This window comes from Salipiger thiooxidans (genome assembly GCF_900102075.1).
GTDB classification, from domain to species: Bacteria; Pseudomonadota; Alphaproteobacteria; order Rhodobacterales; family Rhodobacteraceae; genus Salipiger; species Salipiger thiooxidans.
Window position 1 is genome coordinate 130,873 of sequence record NZ_FNAV01000002.1, and the last position, 19,660, is coordinate 150,532.

17 protein-coding genes and 1 riboswitch are annotated in these 19,660 nt (G+C 67.8%); of the genes, 3 read left to right on the plus strand and 14 right to left on the minus strand.

Annotated elements, in window-relative coordinates; genetic code table 11:
* The first annotated feature begins 4 nt into the window (after window positions 1–4).
* Together BLQ77_RS02905 and BLQ77_RS02910 are read left to right on the plus strand one after the other, a co-directional pair.
* Complete coding sequence (locus BLQ77_RS02905; protein WP_089955170.1) at window positions 5–397, plus strand: ectoine synthase; 393 nt, start codon at window positions 5–7, stop codon at window positions 395–397.
* 3 nt (window positions 398–400) lie between these two features.
* Complete coding sequence (locus BLQ77_RS02910; protein WP_089955176.1) at window positions 401–1,831, plus strand: aspartate kinase; 1,431 nt, start codon at window positions 401–403, stop codon at window positions 1,829–1,831.
* A 118-nt stretch (window positions 1,832–1,949) separates the two neighbouring features.
* Here the strand turns inward: BLQ77_RS02910 and nrdF are convergent, their stop codons facing one another.
* The 7 genes from nrdF to katG all read right to left on the minus strand — a co-directional run bounded on the left by nrdF (window position 1,950) and on the right by katG (window position 10,404).
* Complete coding sequence (gene nrdF, locus BLQ77_RS02915) at window positions 1,950–2,924, minus strand: class 1b ribonucleoside-diphosphate reductase subunit beta (RefSeq protein WP_008884045.1); 975 nt, start codon at window positions 2,922–2,924, stop codon at window positions 1,950–1,952.
* 151 nt (window positions 2,925–3,075) lie between these two features.
* On the minus strand, window positions 3,076–5,199 hold the full coding sequence (gene nrdE / locus BLQ77_RS02920; RefSeq protein WP_089955180.1) for a class 1b ribonucleoside-diphosphate reductase subunit alpha: 2,124 nt from the start codon (window positions 5,197–5,199) through the stop codon (window positions 3,076–3,078).
* A complete protein-coding gene (gene nrdI, locus BLQ77_RS02925; RefSeq protein WP_089955182.1) occupies window positions 5,184–5,597 on the minus strand; it encodes a class Ib ribonucleoside-diphosphate reductase assembly flavoprotein NrdI in 414 nt (137 codons plus the stop codon). Before nrdI ends, nrdE begins: the two co-directional genes overlap by 16 nt.
* A gap of 8 nt (window positions 5,598–5,605) precedes the next feature.
* Window positions 5,606–5,830 carry a glutaredoxin-like protein NrdH gene (nrdH, locus tag BLQ77_RS02930; protein WP_089955186.1) on the minus strand — a complete coding sequence of 75 codons (225 nt, stop codon included), beginning with the start codon at window positions 5,828–5,830 and terminating at the stop codon, window positions 5,606–5,608.
* Between the two features lie 101 nt (window positions 5,831–5,931).
* A riboswitch (cobalamin riboswitch) is annotated at window positions 5,932–6,123 on the minus strand.
* 128 nt (window positions 6,124–6,251) lie between these two features.
* A complete protein-coding gene (locus BLQ77_RS02935; RefSeq protein ID WP_008883698.1) occupies window positions 6,252–7,604 on the minus strand; it encodes a PepSY-associated TM helix domain-containing protein in 1,353 nt (450 codons plus the stop codon).
* A 101-nt stretch (window positions 7,605–7,705) separates the two neighbouring features.
* Window positions 7,706–8,056, minus strand: coding sequence for a hypothetical protein (locus tag BLQ77_RS02940; RefSeq protein WP_131821983.1), 351 nt, complete (start codon window positions 8,054–8,056; stop codon window positions 7,706–7,708).
* Between the two features lie 173 nt (window positions 8,057–8,229).
* The gene (gene katG / locus BLQ77_RS02945) at window positions 8,230–10,404 is read right to left on the minus strand and encodes a catalase/peroxidase HPI (protein WP_089955192.1); all 2,175 of its coding nucleotides are present in this window, start codon (window positions 10,402–10,404) and stop codon (window positions 8,230–8,232) included.
* Window positions 10,405–10,578: 174 nt separating this feature from the next.
* Here katG and BLQ77_RS02950 point away from each other — a divergent pair, with 174 nt between their 5' ends.
* The gene (locus BLQ77_RS02950) at window positions 10,579–11,547 is read left to right on the plus strand and encodes a hydrogen peroxide-inducible genes activator (protein WP_089955195.1); all 969 of its coding nucleotides are present in this window, start codon (window positions 10,579–10,581) and stop codon (window positions 11,545–11,547) included.
* Here BLQ77_RS02950 and BLQ77_RS02955 read toward each other — a convergent pair.
* The 7 genes from BLQ77_RS02955 to BLQ77_RS02985 form a co-directional block, all read right to left on the minus strand.
* The gene (locus tag BLQ77_RS02955) at window positions 11,484–12,608 is read right to left on the minus strand and encodes an alpha/beta hydrolase (protein ID WP_089955199.1); all 1,125 of its coding nucleotides are present in this window, start codon (window positions 12,606–12,608) and stop codon (window positions 11,484–11,486) included. The genes BLQ77_RS02950 and BLQ77_RS02955 overlap by 64 nt on opposite strands.
* A gap of 121 nt (window positions 12,609–12,729) precedes the next feature.
* Window positions 12,730–13,650, minus strand: a complete 921-nt coding sequence (locus BLQ77_RS02960; protein ID WP_089955203.1) for a PHP domain-containing protein — start codon at window positions 13,648–13,650, stop codon at window positions 12,730–12,732.
* Window positions 13,651–13,712: 62 nt separating this feature from the next.
* On the minus strand, window positions 13,713–14,624 hold the full coding sequence (locus tag BLQ77_RS02965; protein ID WP_089955206.1) for an ABC transporter permease: 912 nt from the start codon (window positions 14,622–14,624) through the stop codon (window positions 13,713–13,715).
* The gene (locus tag BLQ77_RS02970) at window positions 14,621–15,694 is read right to left on the minus strand and encodes an ABC transporter permease (RefSeq protein ID WP_089955208.1); all 1,074 of its coding nucleotides are present in this window, start codon (window positions 15,692–15,694) and stop codon (window positions 14,621–14,623) included. The genes BLQ77_RS02965 and BLQ77_RS02970 overlap by 4 nt, the downstream gene beginning before the upstream one ends.
* The gene (locus BLQ77_RS02975; protein ID WP_089955211.1) at window positions 15,691–17,199 is read right to left on the minus strand and encodes an ABC transporter ATP-binding protein; all 1,509 of its coding nucleotides are present in this window, start codon (window positions 17,197–17,199) and stop codon (window positions 15,691–15,693) included. Before BLQ77_RS02975 ends, BLQ77_RS02970 begins: the two co-directional genes overlap by 4 nt.
* Window positions 17,200–18,291 (minus strand): BMP family ABC transporter substrate-binding protein, encoded by a 1,092-nt coding sequence (locus BLQ77_RS02980; RefSeq protein ID WP_089955214.1) that lies wholly within the window; start codon window positions 18,289–18,291, stop codon window positions 17,200–17,202.
* A gap of 13 nt (window positions 18,292–18,304) precedes the next feature.
* Window positions 18,305–19,660 carry an amidohydrolase gene (locus BLQ77_RS02985; protein ID WP_089955217.1) on the minus strand — a complete coding sequence of 452 codons (1,356 nt, stop codon included), beginning with the start codon at window positions 19,658–19,660 and terminating at the stop codon, window positions 18,305–18,307.

Consider the following 19,660-nt stretch of genomic DNA (forward strand, 5'->3'; position numbering starts at 1 on the left):
CATCATGATCGTTCGCGACTTCAACGACCTCAAGAAAACCGACAAGCACGTGGCCGACGCCCAGTGGACCTCCACCCGGATGCTGCTGGCGCAGGACGGCATGGGCTTCTCCTTCCACATCACCATTCTCGAGGCGGGCTCGGAGCACACGTTTCACTACAAGCACCACTTCGAGAGCGTCTACTGCATGAAGGGCAAGGGCTCGATCACCGACATCGCCACCGGCGAGACGCACGAGATCAAGCCCGGCGTCATGTACGCCCTGAACCTGCACGACAAGCACATCCTGCGCGCCGAGGAAGAGCTGCACATGGCGTGCTGCTTCAACCCTCCGGTCACCGGCAACGAGGTGCACCGCGAGGACGGCTCCTACGCGCCGGCCGAGGAGGTGGCGTAAGCCATGGCAGAACATACGGTTGAAAAGATCGGCGGAACGTCCATGTCCCGCCTCAACGAACTGCGCGACACGCTGCTGATCGGCGGTCGCGAGGGGCCTGAGCTTTATGGCCGTATCTTCGTGGTGTCCGCGTTCGGCGGCATCACCAACCTGCTGCTCGAGCACAAGAAGACCGGCGAACCCGGCGTCTACGGGCAGTTCGCCGAGAGCGACAACTCGCACGGCTGGCACGACGCGCTGAACCGCGTGGCGGACGCGATGATCGACGCCCACAGCTCGGTGCTCGATCACCCCGGCGACATCCAGCAGGCGACCGATTTCGTGCGTACCCGCATCGACGGTGCGCGCAACTGCCTGATCGACTTGGCCCGCGTCTGCTCTTACGGGCACTTCCGGCTGTCCGAGCACATGCTGCAGACCCGCGAGCTGCTCTCCGGTCTCGGCGAGGCACACTCGGCCTTCGTCACCGTGCTGATGCTTCAGCGCGCTGGCGTCGATGCCCGGCTGGTGGATCTCAGCGGTTGGCGCGGCGACGGCGACGTGACGCTCGAGGAACGCATCCTCGGCGCGCTCGAAGGCGTCGACCCGATGTCCGAGATGCCCATCGTGACAGGCTACGCCCAGTGCAAGGAAGGGCTCATGCGCGAGTTCGACCGCGGCTATTCCGAGGTCACCTTCTCGCACATGGCAGCGCTGACGCAGGCGCGCGAGGCGATCATCCACAAGGAGTTCCACCTCTCGTCGGCGGATCCCAACCTCGTGGGTCAGGACGCGGTGCGCAAGCTCGGCCGGACCAACTACGACGTGGCCGACCAGCTGTCGAACCTCGGGATGGAGGCGATCCACCCCAAGGCCGCCAAGACCCTGCGCCAGGCCTGCGTGCCGCTGCGCGTGACCAACGCGTTCGAGCCGAACGATCCGGGCACGCTGATCGACGACCAGCCGGCGGACCACTCCGCGGTCGAGATCGTCACCGGGCTCGACATCATCGCGCTGGAAGTGTTCGAACAGGACATGGTCGGCGTGAAGGGCTACGACGCGGCGATCCTCGACGTGCTGACACGCCATGGCGTGCGCATCGTGTCGAAAGTGTCGAACGCCAACACCATCACCCACTACGTGGATGCGTCGCTGAAGCTGATGCGCCGCGTGGAGAAGGATATCGAGAGGCTCTACCCGTCGGCGCGGATCTCGTCGCGGACGCTGGCCATGGCCTCGGTGGTGGGGCGCGATCTCAACGGGCTGTCCTGCCTGCAGCGTGGCCTCGTGGCCATCGCGGGCGAAGGGCTCGAGGCGATCGGCGCCACCCAGGGACCGCGCAACGTGGACGTCCAGTTCATTCTCGAGCGCGACATCCTGAAGCCGGTCATCAAGGCGCTGCACCGCACCTTCATCGAGGGCGAAGCCGCCCCTGATCTTCGCGAAGCCGCCTGAAGCGCGGCACGCCTACGACCCGAACTGACCGCCCCGCATCGCGCGGGGCGGTTTTTTTGTGCCTTGCCCGAAGGCCCAGGGATCGAAGGCGGAATCGGTGGCGGGACCAGACGCGGGATCAGAAATCCCAGTCGTCGTCCTCGGTCGCCACGGCGCGGCCGATCACGTAGGACGAGCCCGAGCCCGAGAAGAAGTCGTGGTTCTCGCTGTCGGGGCTCAACGCCGCGAGGATCGCCGGGTTGACCTCGCAGGCCTCGGGCGGGAACAGCGCCTCGAAGCCGAGGTTCTGCAGCGCCTTGTTGGCGTTGTAGTGCAGGAAGCTCTTCACTTCTTCGGTCAGGCCGAGATCGTCGTAGAGCTCTTCGGTGTAGTGGCCCTCGATCTCGTAGAGTTCGAACAGTAGGCCGAAGGCATAGTCCTTGAGCTCCTGCCGGCGCTCTGCCGTCTCGCGCTCCATGGCGCGCTGGAACTTGTAGCCGATGTAATAGCCGTGCACCGCCTCGTCGCGGATGATCAGACGGATCAGGTCGGCGGTGTTGGTGAGCTTGGCGCGGCTCGACCAGTACATCGGCAGGTAGAAGCCCGAGTAGAACAGGAAGCTCTCGAGGAAGACGCTCGCCACCTTGCGCTTCAGCGGGTCGGCGCCGGGCGCGTAGGTCCCGAGGATGGCGCGGGCCTTGGCCTGCAGGTGCGGGTTCTCGTCCGACCAGCGGAAGGCCTCGTCAACCTCGCGGGTGGAGCACAGCGTCGAGAAGATCGACGAGTAGCTGCGCGCGTGCACCGCTTCCATGAAGGCGATGTTGGTCAGCACCGCCTCTTCGTGCGGGGTCTGGGCGTCGGGCATCATCGCCGGCGCGCCGACCGCGTTCTGGATCGTGTCGAGCAGCGTCAGCCCGGTGAAGACCCGGATGGTGAGCCGCTGCTCCTCGGGGGTCAGCGTCGCCCAGGACGGCACGTCGTTCGACAGCGGCACCTTCTCGGGCAGCCAGAAGTTCACCGTCAGGCGGTTCCAGACCTCGAGATCCTTGTCGTCCTGCAGCCGGTTCCAGTTGATCGCCCGCGGCACGGCGGGGGCGTTGATCGTGTCCTTCATCGCGGATCGTCCCTTCTTCGGGCCAGCCGGCCCTCGTTCTTTCCGAGGCGCGCTGCGGCGCCCCTTGCATCCTGTCCGGAAAGGGGTGCGGCCGCCCCTTTCGTCTTTCCTCGGATCGTCGTCATCCCGGCGCCGGCGGCGCAGGCCGCGGTCACAGCGTGCAGGAGACGCAGCCCTCGACCTCGGTGCCTTCCAGCGCGGTCTGGCGCAGGCGCACGTAGTAGATCGTCTTGATCCCCTTCTTCCAAGCGTAGATCTGCGCGCGGTTGATGTCGCGCGTGGTCGCCTCGGCCGGGAAGAACAGCGTCAGGGACAGGCCCTGGTCGACGTGCTCGGTCGCCGCGGCGTAGGTGTCGATCAGCGCCTCGGGGCCGATCTCGTAGGCGTCGCGGTAGTACTCGAGGTTCTCGTTCGACATGAACGGCGCCGGGTAATAGACGCGGCCGATCTTGCCTTCCTTGCGGATCTCGATCTTCGACACGATCGGGTGGATCGAGCTGGTCGAGTTGTTGATGTAGCTGATCGACCCGGTCGGCGGCACCGCCTGCAGGTTCCGGTTGTAGAGCCCGTGCGCCATGACGTCGGCCTTCAGCGCCGCCCAGTCGTCGCGGGTCGGCAGGGTGACGTCGGCGAAGAGCTCGGCCACGCGGGCGTTTTCGGGCAGCCAGTCGCGGCTCGTGTACTTGTCGAAGAACGCGCCCGAGGCGTACTCGCTGTCGGCAAAGCCCTTGAAGGTCTCGCCCCGCTCCTTCGCCAGCGCGCAGGAGGCCCGCAGCGCGTGATAGGCCACGGCGGCGAAATAGACCGAGGTGAACTCGATGCCCTCGGCGCTGCCGTAGTGGACGTGCTCGCGGGCGAGATAGCCGTGCAGGTTCATCTGGCCGAGGCCGATGGCGTGGCTCTCGTCGTTGCCCTTGCGGATCGACGGCACCGACTCGATCGACGACATCTCGGAGACGGCGGTCAGCGCCCGGATCGCGGTCTCGATGGTCGCGCCGAAGTCCGGCCCGTCCATGGTGCGCGCGATGTTGAGGCTGCCGAGGTTGCACGAGATGTCCGTGCCCATGCGGGAATAGCTCAGGTCCTCGTTGAACTCGGAGGCCTCGTTCACCTGCAGGATCTCGGAGCAGAGGTTCGACATGGTGATGCGACCCGCGATCGGGTTCATCCGGTTCACCGTGTCCTCGAACATGATGTAGGGATAGCCGCTCTCGAACTGGATCTCGGCCAGCGTCTGGAAGAAGGCGCGGGCGTTGATCTTCTTCTTGCGGATGTGCTTGTCGGCGACCATCTCGGCGTATTTCTCGGTGACCGAGATCTCGGAGAACGGCACGCCGTAGACCTTCTCGACGTCATGCGGCGAGAAGAGGTACATCTCCTCGTTGCGCTTGGCGAGCTCGAAGGTCACGTCGGGGATCACCACGCCGAGGCTCAGCGTCTTGATGCGGATCTTCTCGTCGGCATTCTCGCGCTTGGTGTCGAGGAAACGCAGGATGTCCGGGTGGTGGGCGTTGAGATAGACCGCCCCTGCCCCCTGACGCGCGCCGAGCTGGTTGGCGTAGGAGAAACTGTCCTCGAGAAGCTTCATGATCGGGATCACGCCCGAGGACTGGTTCTCGATGCCCTTGATCGGCGCGCCGTGCTCGCGGATGTTGGTCAGCATGAGCGCGACGCCGCCGCCGCGCTTGCTGAGCTGCAGCGCCGAGTTGATGCCGCGGCCGATGCTTTCCATGTTGTCCTCGAGCCGCAGCAGGAAGCACGAGATCAGCTCGCCACGGCTCTTCTTTCCGGCGTTGAGGAAGGTCGGCGTGGCGGGCTGGAAGCGGCCCGTGACGATCTCTTCCATGAAGGACATCGCCAGCGCCTGGTCGCCGCGCGCCAGCGTCAGCGCCACCATGACGACGCGGTCCTCGTAGCGCTCGAGGAAACGTTTCCCGTCGCGCGTCTTGAGCGTGTAGGAGGTGTAGTACTTGAACGCCCCGAGGAAGGTCGGGAAGCGGAACTTGCGCTTGAAGGCGGCGTCCCAGATCGCGTGCAGGAACTCACGCGGGTAGGCGTCGAGCACCTCGGCCTCGTAGTAGCCCTCCTCCACGAGGTAATCGAGCTTCTCGTCGAGCGAGTGGAAGAACACCGTGTTCTGGTTCACGTGCTGCAGGAAGTACTGACGCGCCGCCATGCGGTCCGCGTCGAAGCGGATGCGGCCTTCGGCGTCGTAGAGGTTCAGCATCGCGTTCAGCGCGTGGTAGTCGAGGCCGTCGGTCAGGCGGTCAAGCATCGGGATCCCCAGAAAGCAGTCAGCCCGTCGTTCACGCGGGCGATATCGGTGTCGGTGCCCGCGAGCTCGAACTTGTAGAGCAGCGGGATGCCGCATTTCGCGGCGATGATGTCGGCGGAGAGCCCGTAGGTCTTTCCGAAATTGCGGTTGCCGGAGCCGATGACCCCGCGCAGCCCGGCACGGCGTCCGGCGTCATTGAGGAAACGGATCACCTGCTTGGGCACCGCGCCGCGACCCTCGCCGTCGGCGTAGGTCGGGCAGATCAGCACGTAGTCGGCGGGGGGCTCGGGCATCGGCTCGGAAGGCGACACCGGGATGCGCAACGCCGCGCGGCCAAGCCGCGCGACGAAACGGTCGGTGTTGCCGCTGCGCGACGAATAGTAGAGCAGCCCCGCCATGGTCGTGCTCAGGAGACGAGACGCCCGATCATGTCCGGACGGAAGCCCGACCAGTGGTTCTCGCCTGCGATGACGACCGGCGCCTGACGGTAGCCAAGCTCGGTGACGCGGGCCATCGCAGCGGCATCCTCGGTCAGGTCCACGACATCATAGGGCAGACCGCGTGCATCCAGCGCACGGGTGGTCGCGGTGCACTGCACGCAGGCGGGCTTGGAATAGACGATGATGGTCATGGCGGCGTCCTCTGTCCTGTCTCATTCGTGAAGGGAACAGGCGACGCGCACGCAACGGGCACCGCCCGTTCCGCCGACACGCCCCGAACCCTCCGTTCGCGGTCAAATCCATGCTCCAGGCAGGTCTCCTGACTTCGCGGATCACCGCAGCGGCCCACCTTCCCGGGATGATCCCAGTGGCATCTTGGGCCGTGCTCTCCACTGACAGTTGCGGGGGCAGCGCCGGAGTTTCACCGGCTTCCCTCTTCACCGGAGGAGGCGACTCCCCCGACACCTGAAGCACCTACATTTAGATACGACACGTGCAGGGACGTCAACATGGTGTTTCTGAAAAGCCGGAATTTTGGTGAAGGAGTGGGCCGCCCTGCCCGGCTTTGCGGCGGCGGAAGGCGCCCGGCAGGGCTGCCGGGCAGCCCTGTTCTCAGGCCGCGCGCAGGCGCCTGCGGCGTGACAAATGCACCACGATTTCGACGGCGGCAAGCACAAGCATCGACAAACCGACCAACGGGAAGAAGATCCCCGCCGCCACTGCCATCAGAAGCAGCGTTCGCGGGATTCGCCAGTCCGCCGGCACCTGCGGCACGCCGAGCGCGCCCGACGGGCGGCGCTTCCACCACATCATCGCGGCCGAGACGCAGAGCATCACCATGGCCGCGCAGGCCGCCAGCAGTACGAGCTGGTTCGCGAGGCCCCAGGCCTGCCCCATGTGGATGCTGATGCCCCACTCCGCCGCCCATCCGAGCGCGCCCAGATCCGCGAGACCCGCGTCATACAGCACCTCTCCGCTGTACTGGTCGAGGTGAATCACCCGCTCGTCCGAGATGTCGTCGGGATAGACCGAGGCGGTGAACACGCCATCGGGACCGTTCGGCATCGACACCGCGTAGCCCGGCACGAGTCCCAGCCCCTCGACCGTGGCCACCACCGAGTCGAGCGCCTGCGGCACGCCCGCCGAGTCGCCCGACAGCGGCAGCGGCTGCTTCTCCATGATCCACGGCGCGCGATTCACCACGTCCCCCACGGGCACGGTCGAGACCGGCTTGCCCGACCAGTAGCCGTCCGGCATGCCCAGCCCCAGCGCATAGGCGTAGTCGTAGAACTTGCCACCCCAGACGCCGGACCACGGCAGGCCGGTCATGGCGAGGAAGACGATGAAGGCGCCGGTGTAGATCCCCGTCACCGCGTGCAGGTCGCGCCACCACGGGCGGCCGCGGCTGGCCTTTATCGAGACCGTGCCGAGCTTTCGCCCGCGCGGCCACCACAGGTAGATGCCGGTACCCACGAGCAGCACCATCCAGCCCGCGGCGAGCTCAATCAGGCGGTTGCCGAACCATCCGACGTATTCCAGCGAGTGCAGCTTGCGCACCACGTACATGGCGGGGCTGCCCGCGGCTCCGCCGTCCCAGAGATGGCCGAGCACCGTGCCGCTGTAGGGATCGACGTAGACGGTATCCTTGAGCCCGTCCTCGCCACGGATGCCGACCGCGGCGCTGCGGTCGGCGGCGGCGGGCGGTGCGTAGGAATAGAGCGTGCCGGGATGCGCCTCGAGCGCCGCGGCGGTGATCTGCGACGGCGCAAGCTGCGTGCTGCCCGCCTCGACGAGGCGCAGCCGGGTGTAGGCGGCGTCGTTGATCTCGTCCTTGAAGAGATAGATGCCGCCGGTGACGGCGAGGATCAGCACGAAGGGCAGGATCACCAGCCCGGCGATGAAATGCCAGCGCCAGACAGCGCGATAGAGCGCGGCACCGGCCGCGCGGTTGGGGGTTTCGGTCATGTGTCCAGTCCGATGGGCCGCGTCAGGCGCGGGCAATACGAGAGAGGCCCGGCGGCGGGGCGCCGCGGGCCGGGTCCGGTCGCGGGGACGGCGGGATGCCGTCAGGCGCGCTGCGGAGGGGCTCTCGGGGCGTGACTGGGGTTGCGGGCCTGCGCCGCACGATGCAGGTCGCGCATCCGCCGCCAGCCGTCATGCGGCAGCAGCAGGCTCTGCGCGTCCTCCGGCTGCGGCAGCGCCGCCTCGGGCAGGCCGTGACAGAAGGGACAGTGGTGATCGTGGCCATGGCTCTTGCCGCAGAGATCGCCCTGCACGGCGCCATGGGCGTGCTCGAACTGCGCGAAGGCCACGGCATCCGCATCCGGCGCCATCATCCCGGCCGAGGTCACGCCGGTCGCCGCGAGGGCGACAGCAAGCAGGACGGCCGGCAAGAGGGACAGGAGGCGCTGCAGCATCCCCTCGCTATGCCACGGCGCGGGCGGCATCGGAAGCTGCGTTCGCAGCCGTGCGGCGCATCGGCGCAGCGCGCCCTGCCCCGTCTGGCCATGAAAAGACCCCGCACGGCCAGCGCCATGCGGGGTCCGATGTTGCTTGAAGCTGCCGGGACAGACGCCCCGGCGCGCCGTCGTCAGGCCGCGATGTCGAAGCGGTCGGCGTTCATCACCTTGGTCCAGGCCGCCACGAAGTCCTTCACGAACTTCTCAGCGTTGTCGTCCTGGGCGTAGACCTCGGCATAGGCGCGCAGCACCGAGTTCGAGCCGAACACCAGATCGACGCGCGAGGCGGTGAACGTCACCGCGCCGGTGGTGCGCTCGCGGATCTCGTAGGTGCCGTCCGCGACCGGGACCCAGCTGTAGGCCATGTCGGTCAGGTTCACGAAGAAGTCCGTGGTCAGCGCGCCCTCACGGTCGGTGAACACGCCCAGCTTCGAGCCGCCGTAGTTGGTGCCCATGGCGCGCATGCCGCCGAGCAGCACGGTCATCTCCGCCGCCGTCAGGCCGAGCAGCTGTGCGCGGTCGAGGAGCATTTCCTCGGCGCTCACCACGTAATCGGCCTTCTGGAAGTTGCGGAACCCGTCGGCGAGCGGCTCGAGCGAGTCAAAGGACGGCGCGTCGGTCATCTCGTCGGTCGCGTCACCGCGGCCCGGCGCAAAGGGCACCTCGATGTCGAAGCCCGCCGCCTTGGCGGCCTGCTCGATGCCGAGGTTGCCCGCCAGAACGATCACGTCGGCGACAGAGGCACCGGTCTCGGCCGCGATCGGCTCGAGCTTGGCCAGCACCGCAGCGAGACGGGCGGGCTCGTTGGCCTCCCAGTCCTTCTGCGGCGCGAGACGGATGCGCGCACCGTTGGCCCCGCCGCGCATGTCCGAGCCGCGGTAGGTACGGGCGCTGTCCCATGCGGTCGAGACCATGTCGGTGAGCGACAGCCCGGCGGCGGCGATCTTGGCTTTCACAGCGGCGACGTCGTAGGAGGTCGAGCCGGCGGGGATCGGATCCTGCCAGATCAGGTCCTCGGAGGGCACATCCGGGCCGAAGTAACGTGCCTTGGGGCCCATGTCGCGGTGGGTCAGCTTGAACCAGGCGCGGGCGAAGGTGTCCTCGAAGTACTTCGGGTCCGCCATGAACTTCTGGCAGATCGCGTTGTAGGCCGGGTCCATCTTCATCGCCATGTCGGCGTCGGTCATGATCGGCATGGTCTTGATCGAGGGATCCTCGACATCCGCCGGCATGTCCTTTTCGTCGATCGAGACCGGCATCCACTGCCAGGCACCGGCGGGCGACTTCTTGAGCTCCCACTCGTGGCCGAAGAGCATGTCGAACCAGCCCATGTCGAACTTGGTAGGCTCGCTGGTCCAGGCGCCCTCGATGCCGGACACCACGGTGTCACGGCCGACGCCGCGGCCCTTGGTATTCATCCAGCCGATGCCCTGATACTCGACGCCCGCCATCTCGGGATCGGCCGAGAGGAAGCCCGCGTCGCCGTTGCCGTGGCACTTGCCGATGGTGTGGCCGCCCGCGGTCAGCGCGGCGGTCTCCTCGTCGTCCATGGCCATGCGGGCGAAGGTCTCGCGCACCTGCGCGGCCGTCTTCAGCGGGTCGGGGTTGCCGTTGACGCCCTCGGGGTTCACGTAGATCAGCCCCATCTGCACAGCGGCAAGCGGGTTTTCCATGGTCGAGGGATCGTCGACGCTCTCGTAGCGGCCGTCGGAGGGCGCGAGCCATTCCTTCTCGGCGCCCCAGTAGACGTCCTTCTCGGGGTGCCAGATGTCCTCGCGACCGAAGGCGAAGCCGAAGGTCTTCAGGCCGGCCACCTCATAGGCGATGGTGCCCGACAGGATCATCAGGTCGGCCCAGGAGATCCTGTTGCCGTACTTCTTCTTGATCGGCCACAGCAGGCGGCGGCCCTTGTCGGTGTTGACGTTGTCCGGCCACGAGTTCAGCGGCGCGAAGCGCTGGTTGCCGGTGCCGCCACCGCCACGGCCGTCGGCCAGGCGATACGAGCCCGCGGCGTGCCACGCCACGCGGGCGAACATGCCCACGTACGAGCCCCAGTCGGCCGGCCACCACTCCTGGCTCTCGTTCATCAGCGCGCGCAGATCGTTCTTCAGCGCCTCGACGTCGAGCGACTTCAGGGCTTCGTGGTAATCGAAGTCCGGGCCCATCGGGTTGGTCTTGGTGTCATGTTGGTGAAGGATGTCCAGGTTCAGCGCGTTCGGCCACCAATCCATCACCGATTTGCCCATGGCAGTCTGGCTGCCGTGCATCACGGGGCATTTGCCCCCACCCACGTTGTTTCCGTCCATGATGTCCTCCGGGACTCGCTCCAAGCAATTCTCATTAGGTTCGTTGAGGCGACCGTAGCATGACGATGTATCGCGTCATGTGTGCTGGCCCCCTCTGCCAACCTAGAATCGTTCTACCATCGGAGTTTCATCATTCCCAATTGCATTTTCTTAAACATCCGATAAGCAGTGCTTATGATACCTCTGTCGATGAAACACCTCCGCTATTTCGAGGCCCTCGCCCGGGTCGGCCACTTCGGCCGCGCCGCCGAGGTCTGCGCGATCAGCCAGCCGGCGCTGTCGATGCAGATCCGGGAACTCGAGGACATCATCGGCGCTCCGCTCGTGGAACGCGGCGCCCGGCAGATCCGGCTGACCACGCTTGGCGAGGATTTCGCCACCCGCGCGCGCGAAATCCTGCGCGCCGTCGACGACCTCGGCGATCTCGCCCGCGCCTCGCAGGGGCCGCTGGCGGGCCGGCTGCGGATCGGGGTCATCCCCACCGTCGCGCCCTACCTGCTGCCCGCCGTCATCACCGCGCTGACCGACCGCTACCCGGGGCTCGACCTGCGCCCGCGCGAGGCGGTCACCGGCACCCTGATCCGCGACCTGCTCGACGCCCGGCTCGACACCGCCATCGTCGCCCTGCCGATCTCGGAACCCTCGCTCGAGGAGGTGCCGCTATTCGACGAGGAATTCGTGCTGGTGCGCGCCGCTCAGGACGCCCGCAAGCCGGTGCCGCGGCCGGACATGCTGCACGAGATGCGGCTGCTGCTGCTCGAGGAGGGCCACTGCTTCCGTGACCAGGCCCTGTCCTATTGCAAGCTCTCGCCCTCGGTCAGCCGCGACCTGATGGAGGGCAGCTCGCTCTCGACGCTGGTGCAGATGGTGGGCGCGGGCATCGGCATCACGCTGATCCCCGAGATGGCGCTGCCGATCGAGACGCGCTCGGCGCAGGTCTCGCTCGCCCGCCTGCCCGAGCCCCGGCCCCGGCGCACCGTCGGCATGGTCTGGCGGCGCTCCAACCCGCTGGCCGCGCAGCTGCGCGAGATCGCCGCCATCGTGCGCGACGCCGGGCTGCAGCGCCGCGACGCCGCCGATCAGTTGCCGGTGAGCGAGGCCCCGACGTCGATAAGCCCATTGCCGAGCGAATCCAGAACGTAGGCTCCGGCCACGGTCACCGACTCGATGGTGCCGCCGTCCTTGCGCAGCGTCTGGTAGAGCCGCGCGAGCTCGTGGCTGCGGTCATGCAGCATGGCGGTCGCCGCCGGCAGCGTCGAGATGTCGACGATGCGCACCTGCGATTCCAGCGCCCGCTCGAGCGCAACGGGGTTCTCGACGTCCACCGCCCCCAGCCGAGGCCGCTTCGAAGCGAGCCGCGACGAGAGCCGCAGCGCGCGGTCGTCCTTCGAGACCATGACCGAGATCGGCGTCTCGAGATCGGGCAGCGCCGAGAGCTGCTCGCGGAAGACCAGCACGTCGATGTCTGGGGCGATCAGCACGACCTCGGCGTTGTTGACCACCCGGTCCTCGCCGCGCAGCGCCAGCGTGCGCAGCGCCTCCATGGTGAGCCAGCTTCCCATGGAATGCGAGGCCAGCAGGGTGCGGCCGCGCTGCGGGTCGAGATCGACGATGAGGTCCGCCAGCGCATCGCGCGACAGCGCGGCCTCCTGCCGGTCGGCGACATATTCCAGCGGGTGCCCCTTGGACGGCCACGAGAACAGGATCGGCGGCGAGGTCATCCCCGCCTCCTTGCTGTACTGCGCCAGCCGCAGCAGCGCCTCGGCGAAGCGGTAGTTGAAACCGTGGACAAAGACCGTTGGCTCGGACGAGGGGCTCTGCGCCACCGCGCGTCCGGTCTCGGCAAGGAACGACCTGCGGTCGAGCGCGCCGGTGCCCACCACGAGGTAATCCTGCTTCGGGTCCGGCGTGCCGTCGTTCCAGAACACCTCGCGCGCCGAGGGGGTCGTCGGCACCGAGATGTCGTAGTAGCGATAGCTCACCGCCAGCGACGGCTGGGAGGAAAAGCCGATGGACGGCGGCGCCAGCGGCGCCCGCGTGGTGGCGACGTAGACGCGGACCACGTCGGCGCCCTCGGGGCGCGCGACCGGGACCAGCGCCGAGGTGTCCGGACGCGGTGCGCAGGAGGCCAGCGCCAGCAGCAGGAGCGCCGCTCGCAGGACCGCCCCGGTCCGCGATGGTTGCCTGTTCATGCTCTTCGCCATGTGCCTGCTCCGGTGACCTCGGTCGCGAGCTTGATACCCGCTTGCCGCAACCTCCGGAAGCCGGTTGGCTGCGGCGCGGGGCCGCGCACGGTCGGCGTGCGCGGAGGGCTGACCGCCGCGATCAGCGCCAGATCGGGTTCGACCACGCCCGCTTTCCGGCGCGGTCGATGACGGTGACGCGCAGCCACGGGCTGTTGCGGAACCGCTCGAGCGGGATCTCTGCCACGGTCATCGACTCGCCGTGACGCGCCACCGCCGCCGAGCCGTGGCCCTGCACGATCACGCTCACCACCGAGGTACATTCGACCCGCACGCTGGTGTCGCCCAGCAGGACGCCACGCAGCTCGGGCCCCTGGCTCGAGTAGAAATCGCCGCGCTTCAGCGCCTCGAGCAGCAGCTTGGGGTGGTTGGCCTCGGCCTTGACCATGACCCAGCCGCCGAAATGGTCGGGCTCGGTGAAATGCGCGTCGTCGGTGGCGATGAGGCTCAGGCGGCGCCCCTCGGATAGCAGCAGGTCGGCGGTATGCGCGCCGTCCGCGCGGTCGCAACCGGTGGCGCAGCCGTGGTTGTAGATCTCGACCGCGTGGGCGGCGTCGATGCTGCGCGCGTCATCCAGCGTCAGCCCCGACCATTGCGGATGCGCGATCGCCACGAAGGCCCCGGCGGCGCGGGCGCGGGCGGCAAGCTCGGGGCCCGTCTCCTGCCCCTCGACGGGGACGAAACCGGGCGCGTTGGGGGCGCGGAAATCCTCGGGCAGGCCCACGGCGAGGATGTGCCAGAGCTCGCCGTTCTGCATCGCGCCCGAGTGCAGCTCGGCGCCGAGGATGGTGGTGAAGCTGTTCGAGCGGTAGGGCCGCGTGTCGGCGATGGGATAGCCGAACTGGCCGATGAAGTGATCGGTCAGGGCGAGGAAGTCGTAGCCCTCGGCGGCGTAGCGGCGGCACACCTCTTCCGGCGCGAGGCAGCCGTCGGACAACGTCGAGTGGGTGTGCAGGTTGCCGCGCCAGAAGCGCCCCCTTGCGGTGAAGGCCGAAAGCGCCATGCGCGTGTCTCCTGTGTCTTTGGCCCCGGGTATCGTGGCCGGGCGACGGTTTCGTGACAGGCTCAGGGGCCGAAAGGTTCGCCCAGAGAGGCCACGCCGTTGATCTTCAGGAGCCGTTTGTTGGCCGAAATCACCCCCAGCACAAGGATGGTGACGATGTAGGGTAAACTCGCCAGCAGCTGCGAGCTGAGCGCAACGCCCCCTGCCTGCGCCGCGAGCTGGGACAGCGACACCGCCCCGAAGAGCACCGCGCCGAAGAACACCCGGCCCGTCATCCACGTGGCGAAGACCACCAGCGCCAGCGCGATCCAGCCGCGGCCCGCGATCATGCCCTCGGCCCAGAGCGGGGTGTAGACCGTCGCCGCATAGGCGCCCGCGAAGCCCGCCATCAGCCCGCCGAACGCCACCGCCCCGTAGCGGATGCCGATCACGTGATAGCCGAGCGCCCGGGCCGCGTGGGGGTTCTCGCCCACCGCTCGGATCACGAGTCCCAGCTTGGTGAAGCGCATCGCCGCCCAGATCGCCAGCGTGCCGAGCAGGCCAAGCCAGACCACCGCGTCCTGCGCGAAGAGCCCGCCAATGACCGGCAGGTCGGACAGGCCGGGGATTGCGAGCTTGGGCAGACCGGGGACGGTCAGGCTCTCGTAGCCCTTGCCGAACAGCGCCGAGAGCCCCTGCCCCAGGATGCCGATCGCGAGCCCTGCCGCCACCTGGTTCGACCGCACCGCCAGCGCCAGCCACGCGAAGACCAGCGAGAGCGCCGCGCTCGCGAGCCCCGCCGCCACGAAGCCCATGGCGTGGCCGCCGCTGTGGCGCACGACGATGAAGGCCACGACCGCACCCAGGGCCATCATGCCCTCGATCCCGAGGTTCAGCACGCCCGAGCGCTCCGCCACCAGCTCGCCCAGTGCCGCCAGCAGGAAGGGCATGGCGGCAGCGAGCATACCGGCCAGGATGAAGGAGAGCGCGCTCATGCCGCGACCTCCGCCGGTCGGGCGAAGCGGTAGCGGACCAGCACGATGGCGGCGAGGTAGCAGACCAGCAGCGAGCCCTGGAACACCTCGACCGCCGAAGCCGGCAGCCCGGCCGAGACCATGGCGTTGTCGCCGCCGATGTAGAGCGCCGCCATGAAGAGCGAGGAAAACACGATACCCACCGGGTGCAGCCCGCCAAGGTAGGCCACGATGATCGCCGCGTAGCCGTAGCCCGAGGCGATGCCGCGCTGGAGCTGGCCGAGCGGTCCCGCGACCTCGGCGGCGCCCGCGAGCCCCGCCGCGAAGCCGCCGATCAGCAGCGACAGCCAGACCGCTCGGCCCTCGGAAAAGCCCGCGTATGCGGTGGCATGGGGGGCGAGGCCTCCGACCACCAGCTGGTAGCCCTGGAAGCTGCGCTGCATGTAGACCCAGGCCAGCACCGACCAGACCAGCGCGAGGATCAGCGCCACGTTGACCCGCGTCCCGGGGAAGAGCGTCGGCACCATCGCGTCCCACTGGAACATCACCGTCTGCGGGAAGTTGAAGCCCATCGGATCCTTCCACGGCCCCACCAGAAGGTAGGCCAGAAGCTGCGCCGCGATCAGGTTCATCATCAGCGTCACGAGGATTTCCGACGCGTTGAGCCGCACCCGCCAGAATGCCGGCAGCGCGGCCCAGAGCGCGCCGCCGATGGCCCCCAGCAGCAGCATCAGCGGCCAGAGCCACCAGCCGGTGGCCTGCGGGAACCAGACCGGGACCGACGAGGCGAAGATCGCGCCCAGCACGAACTGCCCCTCGGCGCCGATGTTGATGACCTTTGCGCGGAAGCCGATCGCCAGCCCCTGCGCGATGAGCAGAAGCGGCGTCATCTTCAGCAGCACCTCGGCGAAGGAATTCCACGAGATGAAGGGCTCGAGCAGCATGGCGTAGAACACCGCGCCCGGGTCCTTGCCCATCAGCAGGTAGAGCACGAAGTTCAGCACGATGGCGGCCAGCAGCGCGGCCAGCGGCGCCAGCACCGCCATGCGCCGCGAGGCGGTGGTGCGGCGGATCATCCGGTAGCCCATCATGGCCGCGCCCTCTCTTCCGCGCCGATCATGTAGCGGCCCACGTCCTCGACCCGGGTCTCGGACACGTCGAGCGAGGGCGACAGCCGGCCCTCGCGGATCACCTGGATGCGGTCGCAGATCTCGAACAGTTCCTCGATCTCCTCGGAGATTACCAGCACGGCGGTGCCCGCGTTGCGCAGGTCCACGAGCTTGCGCCGGATCGCGGTGGCCGCCCCGATATCGACGCCCCACGTGGGTTGCGCCACGAACAGCAGTCTCGGCCCGAGCTCGATCTCGCGGCCCACGATGAACTTCTGAAGGTTGCCGCCCGACAGCGCCCCGGCTTCGGCCTGCGGCCCCGGCGTACGCACGTCGTAGTCGGCGATGCAGCGCGCGGTGAAGGCCTCTTCGGCGCGCCGGTCGATGAGCCCGCGCTTCACCAGCCCCAGCCGGTGCGCGGTGAGCAGCGTGTTGTCCGCCAGCGACATCTCGGGCACGGCACCGCGTCCGAGCCGTTCCTCGGGCACGAAGGCAAAGCCCAGCTTGCGGCGGGCAGCGGCACCGAGATGGCCCACCGGCTGGCCCATCATCATGACCTCGGCCCGGGCCTCTGGGTGGCGGCGGGTCTCGCCCGAGATCAGCCGGGCAAGCTCGCCCTGCCCGTTGCCCGACACCCCCGCGATGCCGAGGATCTCGCCCGCGTGAAGCTGCAGGCTCACCGACTTCAGCGAAATCTGGAACGGGTCGTCGGGCCGGCAATCAAGCCCCGCGAGTTCGAGCATCACCGGCCCTGGCGCGCGCGCCTCGAAGGGCCTGGGCGCGGGCATGTCGCGGCCGATCATCATCTGCGCAAGGTCATGCGCGTCGTGCTCGCGCGGGTCGACGTTGCCGGTGACCGCGCCGTCGCGGAGGATCGTGGCGTGGTCGCAGATCGAGCGGATCTCTTCCAGCTTGTGCGAGATGAAGAGGATCGACACCCCCCGGTCGCGCAGTTTCAGCAATGTCTCGAAGAGTTTCTCCACCGATTGCGGCGGCAGCACCGAGGTCGGCTCGTCGAGGATCAGGAGCTTCGGGTCGGTCATCAGGCAGCGGATGATCTCGACCCGCTGGCGCTCGCCCACCGAAAGCGCATGCACATGCGCGGCCGGGTCGACCTCGAGACCGTAGTCGCGCCCGAGTTCGCGGATGCGCGACGTGAGCTCGGCCTTCCGGCCCGGCACGATCAGCGAGATATTCTCGACGACCGTCAACGTCTCGAACAGGGAAAAATGCTGAAAAACCATACCGATGCCGCGCGATCTTGCCTCGGCAGGTGAAGACAGGGAGACCTTGTCCCCCTGCCAGAAGATCTCGCCCTCGTCGGGGCTCTCGACACCGTAGATCAACTTCATCAGCGTCGACTTGCCGGCACCGTTCTCGCCCAGGATCGCATGGATGGAGCCCTCCGCGACATCGAGGTCGATGCCGCGGTTGGCCCGCACGGTCCCGTAGGACTTGCTCAGCCCCCTGAGCGAGAGCAGCGACATCTACTTCGGCAGCGGCGTGGTCACGCCGGCGACGTGCCAGTCCATCGACACGATCGCCTCGTCGGACAGCGTCTCGCCGTCCTCTACGCCCACCGTCTCGTCCTGCCTGACGATGCGGCCGGTGAACGGATGGAACGAGCCGTCGGCGATGCCGGCGGCGGTCTCGTCGATCCTCGCCTTGGTCTCGGCGGGGATGTCCGGGTTCCAGTCGACGATCTTCACCACTCCGTCCTCAACGCCAAGGAAGGCGTTGCGGCCCTCGAACGTGCCGTCCATGTGCGCCTTGACCGACTCGACGAAGAACGGCGACCAGTCGGTCTCGACGCAGCCGAGGTAGAAGTTCGGCGCGTTGGCCTTCATCGACGAGTTGAGGTTGAAGACGTAGGCGCCCGCCTCCTCGCAGACCGAGACCACCGAGGGCGTGTCCTGCGCGTTCGAGAAGATGACGTCGCAGCCCTGCGCCAGCAGCGCCTTGGCGGCGTCCTGCTCCTGCGCGGGGTCGAACCAGGAGTTGACCCAGACCACCGAGACCTCGACGTCGGGGTTGACCGACTGCGCGCCCAGCGCGAAGGCGTTGATCGAGGTGATGAGTTCGGGGATCGCGAAGGCCGAGACCGAGCCCAGCTTGCCGGTTTTCGACAGCGCCGCGGCGGCCATGCCCATCAGGTAGGTGCCCTGGAAGTACTTCGCCGCGAAGGGCGAGAAGTTCGGTGCGACCATGAAGCCCGAGGCGTGCAGCACGGTGACGTCGGGGTTGCGGCGGGCGATCTGCATGGCGCCGTTCTGGTAGCCGAAGCTGCCGGCGACCAGAACCCTGGTACCGTCCGAGACCACCTTGTTCATGATGCGGTCGGCGTCCGGGCCCTCGGGGATGTTCTCGAGAATGGTGATGTTCACGCCATCGCCGTACTCGGCCTTGATCGGCTCAAGCCCCATGGCAAGCGCGTGGGACCAGCCCACCTCGCCCACCGGCGACGGCACGACGAGCGCGATGCCCAGCGGGTCCTGCGCGTGGGCGAGCCCGGGAAGACCGGCGGCGAGGCCGGTGGCGGCGGAGGTCTGCAGGAATCTGCGGCGGTTCAGAGTGGTCATCGATGTCTCCCTGTCAAATATCGATGGTTGCGAGGGCCGCTTCTGCGTCGGCGGCCATCTCCCGTTCGTCGAGCCCGGGGAATTCCCCGTCGGCCCAGACGATCTTGCCGTTGACCATGGTCATGTCGGTGGCCATGCCGATGCCCACGCGGGGGATCAGGCTTTCTGGGTCGTGGCGGGTGCCCACGTAATCCATCCGGCGGCTGTCGATGGCGAAGAGATCCGCCGCCATGCCGGGCACCAGCTGACCGATGTCGGTGCGGCCCAGAAGCGACGCCCCGCCCGAGGTGCCGTAGCGCAGGAACGTCGCCGGGTCCGGCACCGGATGCTCGCGCGAGGACGCGACGAGGCATTGCAGCATGTAGGCCGAGTGCAGGCAGTGCATGAGGTTCGAGTTGTCGTTGCTCGCCGCCCCGTCACAGCCCAGCCCCACGCGCACGCCGAAGGCCTCCATCGCCGGAATGGGCGTGACTTCGGCGCCCACGAGGTAGACAGGCTCGGGGCAATGCGACACGCCGGTGCCGCTGGCCGCCATCTGGCGCAGCTCGGCGTCGGTAAGCTCCCAGCAATGGGCGTAGAAGGTGTCGGGGCCACAGAAACCCATCTCTTCGAGGTAATCGACGGTGCGCATGCCGTGACGGGCGCGGATGACCTCGGATTCGCCCTCGCCCACATGGGTGTGCAGGATGGCGCCCTTGTCGCGGGCAAGCCGGATGCTCTCGACAAAGGTCTCGCGGTAGCCGTTCACCGGCTGGCACGGCGCCAGCGACACCTGCCGCATCGAGAACGGCCCCGCATCGTGGTAGGCGTCGATGAGCCGCTCGCAATCGGCGAGGAACTCGTCGGTGGTCTCGAGCATCTCGTCGGGGATGGTCGAGCCTTCGGACTTCGGCAGCGTGTTGGTGCCCCGGCCCGCATGGAAGCGCAGGCCGATCTTCTCGGCAGCCTCGAACTGGCGGTCGACGATGCCCTTCCCGGCCTTGCGCGGGAAGCAGTACTGGTGGTCGAAGGCGGTGGTGCAGCCGTGCTTGGCAAGCTCCGCCAGCGCCGTGACCGAGGCGTGGTAGAAGCAGTCCTCGGTGAGCTGGGCGAAGATCGGATAGATCCGGTCGAGCCACTCGATGACGGAAAGCCTGGTCCAGTCCAGATCGACGCGGTTGCGCACGAAGCACTGGAAGAAGTGGTGGTGCGTGTTGACGAGCCCCGGGTAGACGAACCAGCCCGCGGCGTCGATGACCTCGGCCCCCTTGGCCTCGAGCGAGGGGCCAATGGCCTTGATGGCGGGGCCCTCGGTCAGCAGGTCGACATCGCGCAGCACCCCGTTGCCGGTCACCACGGCGGCGCAGCCTTTCAGAAGGTATCCGGGCAT